This is a genomic window from Amycolatopsis sp. BJA-103 (assembly GCF_002849735.1).
Lineage (GTDB): Bacteria > Actinomycetota > Actinomycetes > Mycobacteriales > Pseudonocardiaceae > Amycolatopsis.
The window spans coordinates 3,491,556-3,505,063 of record NZ_CP017780.1; the positions used below are offsets into that span (position 1 = coordinate 3,491,556).

At 70.2% G+C, this 13,508-nt stretch carries 13 protein-coding genes; 4 read left to right on the forward strand and 9 right to left on the reverse strand.

Annotated features, from left to right (window positions below; all coding sequences use genetic code 11):
• Positions 1-27: 27 nt before the first annotated feature.
• Together BKN51_RS15160 and BKN51_RS15165 are read right to left on the reverse strand one after the other, a co-directional pair.
• Positions 28-1,764 (reverse strand): bifunctional sugar phosphate isomerase/epimerase/4-hydroxyphenylpyruvate dioxygenase family protein, encoded by a 1,737-nt coding sequence (locus BKN51_RS15160; RefSeq protein ID WP_101608277.1) that lies wholly within the window; start codon positions 1,762-1,764, stop codon positions 28-30.
• Positions 1,754-2,602 carry a shikimate dehydrogenase gene (locus tag BKN51_RS15165; protein ID WP_101608278.1) on the reverse strand — a complete coding sequence of 283 codons (849 nt, stop codon included), beginning with the start codon at positions 2,600-2,602 and terminating at the stop codon, positions 1,754-1,756. The genes BKN51_RS15160 and BKN51_RS15165 overlap by 11 nt, the downstream gene beginning before the upstream one ends.
• A 111-nt stretch (positions 2,603-2,713) precedes the next feature.
• On the opposite strand from BKN51_RS15165, the gene BKN51_RS15170 reads away from it, so the two are divergent.
• From BKN51_RS15170 to BKN51_RS15180, 3 genes are all read left to right on the forward strand, one after another.
• The gene (locus BKN51_RS15170; protein WP_101608279.1) at positions 2,714-3,355 is read left to right on the forward strand and encodes a TetR/AcrR family transcriptional regulator; all 642 of its coding nucleotides are present in this window, start codon (positions 2,714-2,716) and stop codon (positions 3,353-3,355) included.
• 112 nt (positions 3,356-3,467) lie between these two features.
• A complete protein-coding gene (locus BKN51_RS15175; RefSeq protein WP_101608280.1) occupies positions 3,468-4,775 on the forward strand; it encodes an MFS transporter in 1,308 nt (435 codons plus the stop codon).
• Positions 4,776-4,839: 64 nt separating this feature from the next.
• The gene (locus BKN51_RS15180) at positions 4,840-5,781 is read left to right on the forward strand and encodes an alpha/beta hydrolase (RefSeq protein WP_101608281.1); all 942 of its coding nucleotides are present in this window, start codon (positions 4,840-4,842) and stop codon (positions 5,779-5,781) included.
• Here BKN51_RS15180 and BKN51_RS15185 read toward each other — a convergent pair.
• Together BKN51_RS15185 and BKN51_RS15190 are read right to left on the reverse strand one after the other, a co-directional pair.
• A complete protein-coding gene (locus tag BKN51_RS15185) occupies positions 5,778-6,893 on the reverse strand; it encodes a helix-turn-helix domain-containing protein (protein ID WP_101608282.1) in 1,116 nt (371 codons plus the stop codon). The two genes, BKN51_RS15180 and BKN51_RS15185, sit on opposite strands and share 4 nt — an antisense overlap.
• 17 nt (positions 6,894-6,910) lie before the next feature.
• A complete protein-coding gene (locus tag BKN51_RS15190) occupies positions 6,911-7,486 on the reverse strand; it encodes a TetR/AcrR family transcriptional regulator (protein ID WP_101608283.1) in 576 nt (191 codons plus the stop codon).
• A gap of 82 nt (positions 7,487-7,568) precedes the next feature.
• Here BKN51_RS15190 and BKN51_RS15195 point away from each other — a divergent pair, with 82 nt between their 5' ends.
• A complete protein-coding gene (locus BKN51_RS15195; RefSeq protein ID WP_101608284.1) occupies positions 7,569-8,480 on the forward strand; it encodes an SDR family NAD(P)-dependent oxidoreductase in 912 nt (303 codons plus the stop codon).
• On the opposite strand, the gene BKN51_RS15200 is transcribed toward BKN51_RS15195, so the two are convergent.
• The 5 genes from BKN51_RS15200 to BKN51_RS15220 all read right to left on the reverse strand — a co-directional run bounded on the left by BKN51_RS15200 (position 8,470) and on the right by BKN51_RS15220 (position 13,474).
• Positions 8,470-9,867, reverse strand: a complete 1,398-nt coding sequence (locus BKN51_RS15200; RefSeq protein WP_101608285.1) for a PepSY-associated TM helix domain-containing protein — start codon at positions 9,865-9,867, stop codon at positions 8,470-8,472. The two genes, BKN51_RS15195 and BKN51_RS15200, sit on opposite strands and share 11 nt — an antisense overlap.
• 114 nt (positions 9,868-9,981) lie before the next feature.
• The gene (locus BKN51_RS15205; RefSeq protein ID WP_233223371.1) at positions 9,982-10,521 is read right to left on the reverse strand and encodes a hypothetical protein; all 540 of its coding nucleotides are present in this window, start codon (positions 10,519-10,521) and stop codon (positions 9,982-9,984) included.
• Positions 10,522-10,618: 97 nt separating this feature from the next.
• Positions 10,619-11,410 (reverse strand): ABC transporter ATP-binding protein, encoded by a 792-nt coding sequence (locus BKN51_RS15210; RefSeq protein ID WP_101608287.1) that lies wholly within the window; start codon positions 11,408-11,410, stop codon positions 10,619-10,621.
• Positions 11,407-12,489: a FecCD family ABC transporter permease gene (locus BKN51_RS15215; RefSeq protein ID WP_101608288.1), complete on the reverse strand. Its 1,083-nt coding sequence runs from the start codon at positions 12,487-12,489 to the stop codon at positions 11,407-11,409. The genes BKN51_RS15210 and BKN51_RS15215 overlap by 4 nt, the downstream gene beginning before the upstream one ends.
• Positions 12,482-13,474 carry a helical backbone metal receptor gene (locus BKN51_RS15220; RefSeq protein ID WP_101608289.1) on the reverse strand — a complete coding sequence of 331 codons (993 nt, stop codon included), beginning with the start codon at positions 13,472-13,474 and terminating at the stop codon, positions 12,482-12,484. Before BKN51_RS15220 ends, BKN51_RS15215 begins: the two co-directional genes overlap by 8 nt.
• Positions 13,475-13,508: the final 34 nt, after the last annotated feature.

The window sequence follows — 13,508 nt, forward strand, 5'->3', positions numbered from 1 at the left end:
GAAGTTTACAACCGGCCACCGACAAAACTAGCGCGCCAGACTCAGTCGTCGTTCCCGATGCGCCGTCATGTAGACGGGCGTGTTCACGACGCCGTACCCGCGATACCCGCCGATCCGTTGCACCACCTCGAAAAACACCCGCGACCCGACCAGCTCGGTACAGAAATGCAGGAACTCACCGGACGGGTCGCGGTCGTACAGCACCGAGTTCTCCCGCAATTCGGCGGCGAAAGGCAGGTCGAACCGGGCATCGAGATCGTCGTAGTAGTTCCCGGGAATCTCCAGCAAAGGCGCACCAGACTCTCTCATGGCGCGCGCGGCGGCGAGAGCGTCCTCGCAGGCGAAAGCGATGTGCTGCGGCGAAGGCACTCCCGGCGCCCACTCTCCTCGCCGCACCAGGGCGCTGTCCAACGTCAGACGAACGCCCTGATCGCCGACCGACCGACTGCGCACGAGCCCGAACGGCGCCGCGAACTCCGAGACCGCGTCAGGCCTCAGCCCCAGCACCGAACGGTAGAACAGCGTCGCCTCGTCGAAGTGATCGAAGGGTTGCGTCAGGGCGACGTGGTCGATGCCGGTGATTCCCATGCCCGCCGAAGCCGTCTCGGCCGGAACGAAGTCGCGAAGCCATTCATCGTTGTCGCAGAAGACGATTTCGGTTCCGTCCGGCGCGGCGACGGCGGGCCGGGGCGACACGGGCGCGAGCAACGCCTCCGCTCGCCGCGCGGATCCGGCCGGGTCCGAACTCACCAAGCCAAGAGCGCTGATAGCGCCGTCCGCGGTAGTCTCGTTCACCAATACCCGCGCCGATCCCTGCTGCCACAGCTGAACCGGCTTCGTGCGGTGTGTTCCGGTATGCGTGAAACCGAGAGTCGTGAGCACCGTTCCCGGAACGGAGAGTTCCGCGAACGCGTGCCCGTCCAAGCGAGGCGCCTCGGGAACCTCGAGCATGCCAACGGATTCCCGCAAGGCGATCAGGGAACGCATGGCATCGACGGCCGCAGGACGCGGATCCGCCTGCCGGAAGACGTCGTTGAAGACCTCCAGCGAAAGCGGCCCTTGATAGCCCGCTGCCAGCACATGACCGGTGAACGCGGCCAGGTCGAACGCGCCCTGGCCCGGGAAGAGCCGGTGATGCCTGCTCCAGTGCAGCACGTCCATGTCCAGCAAGGGCGCGTCGGCCAGCTGCAGGAAGAAGATCTTCTCCCCCGGGATCGTCCGGATCGCGCGGGGATCACTGCGTCGCGAAAGGATGTGGAAACTGTCGAGGCAGACCCCCAGGGCCGCGTGATCGGCCCGCCGGACGATGCGCCACGCGTGCTCGTAGGTGTTCACGAACCGGCCCCACGCCAGCGCTTCGTAGGCAACGCGGATTCCGCGCTCCCCCGCCGCTTCGGCGAGCTCATGCAACTGCGAAGCGGCGAGGTCGTCGTCATCGACGGCGTCGGGCGAGACCGACGAACAGACCAGGACGGTGTCCGCCCCGAGTTCGGCCATGAGGTCGAACTTCCGGCGCGCCCGGCGGAGATTCGCCCGGAGCACGTCCGGCGGCACCGCCTCGAAATCGCGGAAAGGCTGGTAGAGATCAATCCTGAGCCCGAGATCGGCACAGAGCCGCCGGATCTCCGACGGCGACCGCCGTGACGCGATCAGGTCGTTTTCGAAGATCTCGACACCGCCGAACCCGGCCGCGGCGGCCGCGGCGAGTTTGTCCTCGAGGGTGCCGGACAGGCAGACGGTCGCGATGGCGGTGTCACCGGACATGGGCGGGTTTCCCTTCCAGCGCTTCGAAATGCCGGAGCATCCGGTCGGCGTCCGGCTCCGCGCCGGTGAACAGGCGGAACGAGTCCGCCGCCTGGAAGACCACCATGCCGCCGCCGTGCAACGTCCGGCATCCGCGCTCCCGCGCCTGTTTCAGCAACGTCGTCTCCAGCGGCCGGTACACGATGTCGGCGACCCACATCCCCGGGCGCAGCGACTCGACGGGAACCGGCGATCCCGGATACGCGGCCATCCCGGTCGGGGTCGCGTGGACGAGACCGTCGGCGGCCCGGACATCGTCAAGGGAGCCGGAAAGTGCCCTGTCGTCGCCGAAACGCTTCCGCAGTCCGGCCACCAGGGTCCCGGCACGCGCGGAGTCGACGTCGTGGACGATCAGCCGCCCGGTCCCCAGCGAGAGCAGGGCGTGGGCCACGGCGGCGCCCGCACCACCCGCGCCGAGGAGGACGACCGTGTCCATGTCGGCGTCGGGCAGCCCTCGGGTGAGGTTGCGGGCGAACCCGGTCGCGTCGGTGTTGTGCCCGGTCGCCAGCCCCTCGCGGAACACCACCGTGTTCACCGCGCCGAGCGCCGCGGCGTCGGGCGCGATCTCGTCGAGGTACGGCAGCACCCGCTGCTTCACCGGATGCGTGATGTTGAGCCCGTCGAAACCCGTGGCCCGCGCGGCGGCCAGCACCTCGCCGATCGGCATCCTCAGCACGTCGAGGTCGAGCCGCCGGTAGAGATAGCGCAGCCCGAGTTCATCGGCTTCCCGTTCGTGCAGCGCGGGGCTCAGCGACGGCCCGATGCCGGTGCCGACCAGGCCGATGAGATGACTGGTCACCAAGATCCTCCCTTAATGTACGAACTAGTGAGTTCACTGTAGCTCGAACGGGCCGACGCGAGAAGGGCTGCGCTAGAGTGGGGCCCCCACCAGCGGTTCGAAGGGAGTCAGGTGGCCGCACCGTCGTCCGAGGTCGAGCGCCAGCGCGACAAGGAACGCACCCGCGCCGAAATCCTCGCGGTGGCCACCAGGGAGTTCGCCGACAAGGGTTACGCCGGCGCGAGGGTCGACGAGATCGCCGCGCGCACGAGCACCACGAAGCGGATGATCTACTACTACTTCGGCGGCAAGGAACAGCTTTACGTCGCCGCGCTCGAGCGGGCGTATGCCACCATCCGCGCCCTCGAACAGGACCTGGACGTCGATCACCTCGAACCCGAGGACGCGATCCGCCAGCTGGCCGAGCTCACCTTCGATCACCACGAGGCGAACCCGGACTTCATCCGCCTCGTCAGCATCGAGAACATCCACCACGGCGAGCACATCGCACGCTCGGAAGCCTTGTCCGGCATGGCGAATCCCGCACTCGACGTCCTCGCCCGCATCCTCGGCCGCGGCCGTGAAGCCGGCCGGTTCCGCGACGACGTCGACGCGCTCGACGTGCACATGGTGATCAGCTCGTTCTGCGTGTTCCGCCTCGCGAACCGGCACACCTTCTCCGCGATCTTCGGCCGCGACATGCTCGACCCCGCGCGCCGCGATCACTATCGCCTGATGCTGGGCGACCTGGTGATCGAGTACCTGACGGCCTGAATCCCCGGCTCTTGACAACCGGGGCACCGTCTCGCACGCTGTATTAACTAACTAGATCGTACATAAACTCAGGAGCGCCGACGTGGTCCCTCCCTCCCCTGTCACGCAAGGCATGCCCCGCAAGGCCGCACTCGCCGCCTGGATCGGCAGTGCGCTGGAGTACTACGACTTCTTCATCTACGGAACCGCCGCCGCGCTGGTGTTCAACAAGGTCTTCTTCCCGGCTTCCTCCCCCGCCACCGGAACACTGCTCGCGCTGGCGACCTTCGGCGTCGGGTACCTCGCCCGCCCGGTCGGCGCGTTCGTGCTCGGGCACGTCGGCGACCGGCTCGGCCGCAAGAAGGTCCTGGTGTTCACGCTGTTGCTGATGGGCGCCACGACGTTCCTCGTCGGCTGCCTGCCGACGTACGCCTCGATCGGCGTCCTCGCCCCGGTCCTGCTGGTGGTTCTCCGCCTGCTGCAAGGACTTTCGGCCGCGGGCGAGCAGGCCGGTGCCAACTCGATGTCGATGGAGCACGCGCCGCCCCACCGCCGCGGCTACTACACGAGTTTCACCCTCAGCGGCACGCAGGCGGGCCAGATCCTCGCCACCGCCGTCTTCCTGCCGATCGCCGCACTCCCCCAGGAGCAGTTGCTCACCTGGGGCTGGCGGATCCCGTTCTGGTGCAGCGCGGTCGTGGTGGTGGTCGGGTTCGTGATCCGCCGCAAGATCGACGAGACCCCGGTGTTCGAACAGAACAGGTCCGACGTCGCCAAGCTGCCGGTCGCCGTACTCTTCCGGACACACTGGAGGGACGTGCTCCGCGTCGTCGCCGCGGCCACGATCGCCTCCGTCAGCACCATCTTCACCGTCTACGCGCTGAGCTACGCGGTCAACACGATCGGACTGGAACGCGGGCCGATCCTGTGGGTCGGCGTACTGGCCAACGTCGCCGCGTTGCTCGCGATCCCCTTCCTGGCGGGGCTTTCCGACCGGATCGGGCGCAAACCGGTGTTCATCGCCGGCTGTCTCGCCTGCGCGGTGCTGATCTTCCCGTACCTGTGGTCGATTTCGGACGGTGCTTATCCACTGATCTTCACCCTCGGCATCCTGCTGTTCGGCGTGGCCTACAGTGCCGTCAACGGGGTCTGGCCGTCGTTCTACGGCGAGATGTTCAGTGCCAAGGTCCGCCTCTCGGGGATGGCGATCGGCACCCAGATCGGGTTCGCCATCGCCGGATTCGCCCCGAGTGTGGTGGCCGCGATCGGCTCGGGGAAGGACGACTGGCTCGGCGTCGCCGTCTTCACCGCCGCGGTCTGCCTGCTCAGCGCGGCCGCCGCGGTCACCGCGCGCGAGACGCACGACGTCCCGACCGAGGACCTCGGCACGGCGCACGTCCGGCGGGTGAAAGAGCCCGCTTCCGCGACGCGTGGCGGATGAAACCGGGCGGCCGGGGCGGCCACACTCGGTGGCAGAACCTCATGCCACGTCAGGAGTGCGACCGATGACCTACGCGTTCGATCCGGAAATCGCCCCGGCCGTCCCGCTGCTGCCCAAGGTGTCCCTCGACGACATCCCGGCCGCCCGCGAACTGCTCAAGACCGTGTTCGCCGAGATGCGGGGCGAGGTGGACACGACGGGAGTCGCCGTCCGCGACGAACTGATTCCCGGCCCCGAGGGTGCCCCTGACGTCCGGGTGCGGATCTACACCCCCGACCGGATCGCCGCGCCCGCCGCGATCCTCGACGTCCACGGCGGCGGATTCATCGTCGGCGACCTCGAGATCGACCACTCGAACAACGTCCGGTTCGCCAGGGAACTCGGTGTCGTGGTGGTGGCGGTCGACTACCGGCTCGCACCGGAAGCGCCCTACCCCGCACCGCTCGAAGACTGCTACGCGGCGCTCACCTGGGTCGCGAAGAACGCTGCCGAACTCGGTGTCGACCCGGCCCGGATCGCGATCCACGGCATCAGTGCCGGTGGCGGGCTATGCGCGGCCCTCGCACTGCTGGCCCGCGACCGGGGCGGCCCGGCGATCCTGTTCCAGTACCTCGGGGTGCCGGAACTCGACGACAGGCTGGAGACGCCGAGCATGCGGGCGTTCGTCGACACTCCACAGTGGAACCGGCCGCGGGCCGAGGTCAGCTGGGACTCCTACCTCGGCAAAGGGGTCCGCGGCGGCGCGGACGTCCCGGTCTACGCGGCGCCCGCCAGGGCGGTGGACCTGAGCGGTCTGCCGCCCGCGTACGTCTCGGTGATGGAGTTCGATCCGCTGCGCGACGAAGGTATCGCCTACGCCCAAACGCTGCTGGCGTCCGGGGTCACCACCGAACTGCACCTGTTCCCCGGCACGTTCCACGGTTCGTCCGCGGTGGAGCACGCCACCGTGAGCAAACGCGAGGCCGCCGAAGCACTCGCCGTGCTCGCGCGCGCCCTCGACGTCTAGCCTCGCTGGGCAAGGCGGCGGGCGAGCAACGCGAGGCGGGCGCGGAAGCGGTCGCCGGGTTCGTCCAGCCGCCAGCCCAGCGCGTCCTCGACGTGGGCCAGGCGCGCCGACACCGAACTGTGGTGGCGGTGCAGCGCGACGGCCGCCTGTCGTAGCGATCCCGTGCGGCAGAACGCTTCCAGCGCCGCGACATCGGCAGCCCCGGTCGGTGTCGCGGCGAGCGTGTCCAGGGCCCGGACGTCGTCCTGTTCGCGTAACCGTGCCACCGGGACCTCGGCGAGCAGGGTGAGCGAACCCAGGTCACCGTGCACCACAACCGGCTCCACCGCGGGGACGGCGAAGCGTTCGGCCAGCCGGGCCTGCAGCCACGACCGGCGGGCTTCGAGGCCGGGCACCGCGTCCCCGACACCGACCCGCACACCACCGGAGGTGTCGCGTTCGCGTGCCCGGTCGGCGAGCGCGGACCGCAGCGAGGCGACCGCCGAGTCGTCGCGCGGTTGCATCAGGACCGCGGCGACCTCTCCGACGGCCGCGACGTGCAGCCGGGGCAACGAACCGCCCCGGGCCAGGAGCCCGACCGCGGCCACCCCGGGATCACGCTCGTCTTCGGTGCCGACGGCCACCACCCGGACCGGCCGCCCGGCGTCCAGTCCGAGCAGCCGGAGCGCCCTGGCGCGGTCTTCCTCGGCGGCTCGCTCCCCCAGCAGCAACTCGACCAGCGCGGGATCCGCCAGCTGCGGCGCACTCCCGCCGGGTTCGGCACGGCCGAGGACACGGGCGGCCATCGCGAACCGCTCCAGCACGAGATCGTCGAGTGGTCCCGGCGAACCGGCCCGCTCCAGCCAGACCTTCCCCGGTGGCTCACCGAGATCGGCCGACGCGGGTTCGGCCACCGCGTCGGCGGCGCGCTCGCCGTCCGGGGTGAATCGCAGTGGAGCCGGGAGGCCGTCCCGGCTCAGCCCGGCCACACAGTCCACGAGCGACGCGGTGGCACGCACCAGATCGGACAGGCGGGCCTGCCGGGCCACGAGTTCGTCGAAATAGGCGATGACCCGGACCGCGGCTTCCGCGTCGGCGTCCACCGCGGACAGTCGCAAAAGCAGACCCTTCATCTCGCCAGGCTAGCCGCTCAGAACCCCGGCCAGCCCCTCCTCAGAAAGACGAAGGCGGCGTCCAGCGCGGCGGCCGGAGAGGGCTCCGTGCCCGCCAGGTCCGGGATCTCCAGGACATAGCGGGCCAGCAGCCGCACGGAGAAATCGTCCTGGCCCGACTCTTCGGCGATGACCTTCGCGAGCGCGTCCTCGCAGCCAGTCCACAGTGTCCTGGCATAGGCGCGCAACGCCGGTGTGGCGATCACCAGATCCGCGACCCGGCGCGACAGCGGGTCGGAAGCCGGGTCGAACGGGCCACGCGTCGCGAGAAAGTCCCGCAACGCCTGCAGGATCGAGACGCCCTCGGCGCGGTCGCGCACCGCCGCGGCCAGCGCTGCTTCCCGTTCCTGACCGTGGCCGAGGATCAGCGCCTCCTTGCCACCCGGGAAGTGCGCGAACAGCGTCGACACGGCGGTGTCCGCGGCATCGGCGATCTCCGCGACGGTGACGTTGTCGAAGCCTCGCTCCAGGAAGAGTTCTCGCGCCGCCACGGAGAGGGCCTGACGGGTCGCCGCCTTCTTGCGTTCACGCCTGCCCGGCTCGGTCTGTCCCATGCGACCCACAATACATCGAACCCACTCCGAACTCGGAGCGTGTGTATATTCGGAATGACTTCGACTTTGAACAGGGGCCAGCATGACGCACTGGGACGTCCACCACCTGCCTCGCGCCGACGGCAAGACCTTCCTGGTCACCGGCGGCAACGCGGGGATCGGCTACTTCGCCGCCGAACAGCTCGCCGGAACCGGCGCCACCGTCCTTCTGGGCTCCCGGAACGCCGCCAAGGCCGACGCCGCGATGGCGTCGATCCGTTCCCAGGTGCCGGACGCGAAACTCGGGCACCTGCGGCTGGATCTTTCGGATCTCTCCTCCATCAAGTCCTCTGTGGACACTCTGGGGATCGAGCGGCTCGACGCCGTCGTCTGCAACGCGGGCGTGCTCCTGGAGGAGCAGCCCAGGCAAGAGACCGCCGAGGGCCACGAACTGACGTTCGCCACCAACCATCTCGGGCATTTCGTCCTGGTGCACCACCTGATGCCGTTGCTCGAAGCGGCGGAAGCGGGCCGCGTCGTCACCACGGGCAGTTTCGTGGGCAAGTCCGCCGAACTCGACCTCGACGACCTCCAGACCAAGCGGGACTACCAGCCCAAACGCACCTACGCGCGCTCGAAGCTGGCGCAGATGCTGTTCGCCTTCGAACTCGACCGGCGGCTGCGCGCGGCCGGGAGCACGGTGCTCAGCGTCGTCGACCATCCCGGCGGCGCGCTCGACTCCCTGACCCCGTCGAGGCCGGTGCACCCGGCGCCGGGCGGGCGGAAGTTCCCGGCCGGGCTTCTGTTGCAGGGCAAGGAAGCCGGGGCGTGGCCCGCCGTCAGGGCGGTGCTCGACCCGGCCGTGCGCGGCGGGGAGATGTTCGGCCCCCGCGTGTTCGGGCTGCGCGGCGAACCCCGGCTGGAACCGGTTCGCGGGAAGCTGGCCGACACCGCGCTCGCCGCCCGGTCGTGGGCGGCGAGCGTCGGTCTCACCGGCGTCGAGGTCACACGGTGACGTCGGTGGTGTCCGGTTTGGACCGGCGGCCGGACCGCAGGCCCAGCAGCAGGTCGATCACCAGGAACGCCAGCAGGCTGATGCCGAACAGCGGCACGAACCAGCCGATCGCGGCGGCGAGGACGACGAGTCCCACCACCAGCGCGGGCGGCGCCTTCCGCCATTGCCCGCGCGGGATGGGCCGCCCGAAGGTCAGCCCGGTGGCCCGGGTCGGCCTGCGCTGCCACCACATCCGGTAGCCGAGGACGACCAGCGTGACCAGACCGGCGCCGAGCAGGAGCAACGCGATCTGGTTGGGCCAGCCGAAGAGCACGCCCATATGCGCGTCGATCCCCCAGCGGGCGAGCTTCGCCATCAGCGGGTAGTCGTCGAACCGCACCTCGCCCAGGATCTGGCCGGTGGTGCCGTCGACCGCGACGGCGTCGACCTGCGTCGGCCAGCCGCGTTCGACTTCCGCCACCTGCCAGGGAGAGCCGGGTTTCGTGGGCAGCCCGATCTCGACCGAGGCCGCGTCGATCCCGGCGGCGCGGGCGGAGGCCAGCATCGCGTCCACGCTCTCGGGCCGCGCCGGGACGGGCGCGGAGGGCGCTTCCCCGTGCCCCGAGTGACCGGCGTGCTCATCGGTGCCCGTCACCTTCAACGCGGGAGTGGACCAGCCGAGGGATTCACGCAGCGAAGAGACGTTCTCGCCCGCGTACGTCGACCACGTCAATCCCGTCGCGGACAGGAACAACGCGCCGAGCAGCACCCACAGCCCGACGGATCCGTGACGGCGCACGGACTTCCCGCGCGGAGACTCCGCTTTCGCGGCCTTTTCGGCGCGGCGGGTCCGACGGCGGCTCACCCACAGCACGAGACCGCCCAGCGCGACCACCCACAGCCAGGACGCGGCAAGTTCGCTGTAGAGCCGTCCCGGTTCGCCGAGCAGCAGGTTGCGGTGCAACTGGTCGAGCGTGGTCCGGAGCGGCAAGGCGCCGCTCGAGCCGTACGCGACGAGATCACCGCGTACTTGCGCGGTGGCGGGGTCGACGAAGACCGCGCGTCGTTCGGACTCGCCGAGTCCTTCCTCGGCGAACAGCACGCGGGTCGTGTCGCCCGGTTCGGGGGCGGGACGGACCGCGACCAGATCACCGCCAGGGTTGGCCGCTTGTGCCGCTTTGACCTGATCGGCGAGCGAGACCTGGTTCAGCCCGACGGGCGCCCGCAGCTGGTCCGAGTAGACCCAGGACTCCATCTGAGGGGTGGCCGCGTACAGGACACCGGTGAGTGCGGCGATGAGGACGAACGGGCCGACGAGAACGCCGGCGTAGAAGTGGAGCCGGAGGAACAGTCCGCGCCAGGCTGACGCGCGCGGTGGGCTCGTGGTCGGTTCGGTTTGTGTTGCCATGGGGGAACTCCTGAGGCGTCGGTGGGGAGGCGTGCGCCTGCGCCGCGCGCCGGGGTCGTCACGGCACGCGTGCTGAGCCCTGCCTGGACGGGGGTCTCGGCAGGGTTTCGGGGATCAGGCGAACGACACCGGCGGGCCGCGCCGCGAAAGCACGTCTCGCAGGAGTGCCTCGGTCGCGGGGTACTTCACCGCGAGCGGGACGTGGATGCGCAACGGCGCTGTCGCGGGCCGCGGCGTCAGGCGGCGCGGGAGGACCGACGCGATCAGCGTCGTCAAGGCGAACAGCATGCGCTCGGCGCCGGCCAGCACCGTGACCACCACAAGGGTCGCGGCGGCGTGCCCGGCCGTCATGAGCAGGCCGTTGTCCGGGGTTTCGGCGTGGTGCGTATGCGATTCCCAGGTCAGGAAGGCGAGAGAGACGTGCATCGCCGCCTGCCCGCCCGCCACCAGGCAGAGGATGGCGAGCGGACCGCGCTGCCGTCCCGCGAACGCGTACGCCACCCAGCTCAGCAGGGCGACGAGCAGCACGATCACGCCCAGGTCGGGGACGCGGCCGCTGGTGCCGAAGTGGGCACCGGTCGCCAAGATGCCGGTCAGCACCCCCACGGCCCCGCCCCGGAGGCGCCGGACCGGGCCTCGGGCCGGGGTCAGCATGCGCACGGGAGGCAGAGTAGAGCGCGACCGGGCCCTCTGTCGCGCATCGATGACGCCCCGGGCATATCCGGTACTACGGACTGGGATCGACCGCGGATCACCGCGTTACCTGTTCGTTATCCTTTCGGCTCGCTCCCCGGTAGCGGACGGAGAGACGGCCGTCCTGGTCAGGGCCGATTTCGGCGTCCACTTCGAATACTTCCCGCAGCGAAGACGCGGTGAGGACGTCCTCGGCCGGGCCGTCCGCGACGATCGTTCCGGCACTCATCAAGACCAGACGATCGCAGTATCGCGCGGCCAGCGTGAGGTCGTGCAGGACGATCACGACGGTCTGCCCGGTCCCGGCGACGAGATCCATCAGTTCCAGCTGATGCCGGACGTCGAGATGGTTGGTCGGCTCGTCGAGCAGCAGCGCCCAGGGACGTTGCGCGAGCGCCCGCGCCAGGTGGGCGCGCTGGCGCTCCCCGCCGGAGAGCTGTTTCCACGGCCGGTCGGCGAGCGCTCCGAGGTCGAGCCGCTCCAGCGCCGCCGTGACGATCGCCCGGTCCGTCGCGTCCGGCGCCCGCCACCGGGACCGGAAGGCCGTCCGGCCGAGCATCACGACCTCTGCGACGCACAGGTCGTTGTCGGTCTCGGCGCTCTGCTCGACGAACGCCGTGTGCCGCGCCCTCGCCCGCGCCGACCAGGTGGAGATGTCGGCCCCGTCGTAGCGGATCGCGCCCGCCGTCGGGGCCCGCAGTCCCGCGAGACAACGCAGCAGTGACGACTTGCCGGAGCCGTTCGGCCCGATCATGCCGACGGTCTCCCCCGCCTCGACGACGAGATCGACGTCGCGCACGATCGCCTTGCCGGGCACACCCCAGGCGACCCCGCGGGCTTCGATCCTCACAGTTCTCCTCGTTTCCGCAGCACCAGCAGGAACAACGGAACGCCGACCAGCGCGGTGAACACCCCGACCGGCACTTCCAGCGGCGTGAACAGGACTCGCGCCACCGCGTCGGTCCACACCAGGAACACCGCCCCGGCCATCGCCGAAAGCGGCAGCAGCAGCCGGTGCGACGGCCCGGCCAGGAACCGGACCCCGTGCGGGACGATCAGCCCGACGAACCCGATGGCACCCACCGCCGCCACGGCGACCGCGGTCAGCAGGGACGTCGTCACCAGCAGCACGGTCCGGGTCGTACGGACGTCGATACCCAGCGACGCGGCGGTGTCCGAGCCGAACGCGAAGCCGTCCAGCGCCGCCGAGCACGACCAGATCACCAGCAGCCCGATCGCGGCGGCGACGGCGCAGACGACGACCGACTGCCACCGGGCGGGCGCCAGCGAACCGAGGAGCCAGTGGGCCAGCGCCCTCGTGCTGTCCGCGTCACCGGAGGACATGATCACCAGCGAGGTCAGCGCGGCGAACAGTTCGGCGACCACGACCCCGGTCAGCACGATCCGCATCGAGTCGACGCCCCGGCGGCGCAACAGGAGCATGAGCAGCCCGAACGAGATCAGCGCCCCGGCGAACGCGCCACCGGTGACGCCCAGCTGGGAACCGGCGAACCCGAGCACGACCACGACGACCGCGCCGGTGGACGCGCCCGAGGAGACGCCCAGCAGGTACGGATCCGCGAGCGCGTTGCGGGTGACGCTCTGCAGGGCCGCGCCGCAGACCGCCAGCACCGCTCCGACCAACGCCGCCAGCAGCACCCTCGGCACCCGGAGATCCCAGATCAGCGAATCGGCCAGCCGGGGCAGTGGCTGGACGGGAAGACCGAGCCGCACGCCGGCGGCCCGGCCGAGTTCCGCCCAGCCGATGCCGCTCCCCAGCCCGGCGCGCGTCGCGACGACCAGCGACACGATCAGCAGGACCAGCCAGGCCGCGAAAAGCAGTCCGTGACGCCGCGCCTTCGCCGGTGGGGCGGGACGGTCCTCGACGACCGGATCGACGGCGGGGTCGAGCAGCGCCGGGTCAGCCATGACCGAGGGCGTCGAGCCCGGAGCCGAAGGCGCGCAAGGCGTTGACCGTCCGGACGGAGGCGTCGAGTTCGATCCCCGGCAGCTTGATGATCTTGCCGTCGCGCACCGCGGGCAGGTTCGAGAGGACCGGATGCGCGCGCATCATCGCGAGCTTTTCGTCGGCGGTGTCACCGGGGTTGCCCCGTTCGGACAGATCACCGATCACGACGACGTCGGGGGCGCGGTCGGCGATCGCCTCCCACGAGACCTCCGGCCATTCCTGGTCGATGTCGTCGAAGACGTTGGTGACGCCGGAAATCCGGCTCATCTCGCTCGGCATCCCGGTCCGCCCGGCGACGTAGGGAACGTCCTTGAACACCGAGTAGACCCACGCGACTTTGAGGCCCTGCGGTCGTTTCGCGGCCTTCCCCCGGGCTTCGGCGAGCAGTGCGCGCTGAGCGGTCGCCAGCTCACCGGCGCGATCGGCGACGCCCAGGGCCTTGCCGAGGTTCTCGTAGTCGCGGAACAACCGCTCGAACGCGTCGGCGGTGCCGTCGGGACAGTTGACCGCGCTGACGTAGGTGGGAACGCCGAGGGCCTCCAGCTCGTCACGGGTGCCCGCGCGGTCGGCGGTGAAGAGCTCCTTGAAGGAGGCCGTCACGAAGTCGGGATTCGCCGCGCGCAACGGTTCGGCGGTGAGGACCTTCGGCGAGAGCACCGGGATCTTCGCGTACTCCGCGGCGTGCTCCGGCGAAACCTTGGTCTTCAAGTTGGCCGTCCCGGCCATCTTGGCGCCCGCGCCCAAGGCCAGCAGGGTCTCTGTCGAGGACTGGTCCAAGGCGACGACGCGGCTCGGCGCGGCGGCGAACGTCGAACGTTTGCCGCAGCTTTCGATCGCGCCCGGTGCGGCGGCGCCGGGCGCGCCCTGATCAGATGTGCCGGTGGCGCAGCCCGCGACCAACGCCATGACGACGGACGCGGTCGCCAGCCGTACGGGAAATGCCATGGTTCCTCCAGCCTTCGAGTGTCACCCGATAGGC

Excerpts from the sequence above, each read along its gene's own strand:
- BKN51_RS15160 (WP_101608277.1), bottom strand. The coding sequence starts at position 1,764 with ATGTCCGGTGACACCGCCATCGCGACCGTCTGCCTGTCCGGCACCCTC.
- BKN51_RS15175 (WP_101608280.1), top strand. The coding sequence starts at position 3,468 with ATGCCCCGCAAGGCCGCACTCGCCGCCTGGATCGGCAGTGCGCTGGAG.
- BKN51_RS15180 (WP_101608281.1), top strand. The coding sequence starts at position 4,840 with ATGACCTACGCGTTCGATCCGGAAATCGCCCCGGCCGTCCCGCTGCTG.
- BKN51_RS15185 (WP_101608282.1), bottom strand. The coding sequence starts at position 6,893 with ATGAAGGGTCTGCTTTTGCGACTGTCCGCGGTGGACGCCGACGCGGAA.
- BKN51_RS15190 (WP_101608283.1), bottom strand. The coding sequence starts at position 7,486 with ATGGGACAGACCGAGCCGGGCAGGCGTGAACGCAAGAAGGCGGCGACC.
- BKN51_RS15195 (WP_101608284.1), top strand. The coding sequence starts at position 7,569 with ATGACGCACTGGGACGTCCACCACCTGCCTCGCGCCGACGGCAAGACC.
- BKN51_RS15200 (WP_101608285.1), bottom strand. The coding sequence starts at position 9,867 with ATGGCAACACAAACCGAACCGACCACGAGCCCACCGCGCGCGTCAGCC.
- BKN51_RS15205 (WP_233223371.1), bottom strand. The coding sequence starts at position 10,521 with ATGCTGACCCCGGCCCGAGGCCCGGTCCGGCGCCTCCGGGGCGGGGCC.
- BKN51_RS15215 (WP_101608288.1), bottom strand. The coding sequence starts at position 12,489 with ATGGCTGACCCGGCGCTGCTCGACCCCGCCGTCGATCCGGTCGTCGAG.
- BKN51_RS15220 (WP_101608289.1), bottom strand. The coding sequence starts at position 13,474 with ATGGCATTTCCCGTACGGCTGGCGACCGCGTCCGTCGTCATGGCGTTG.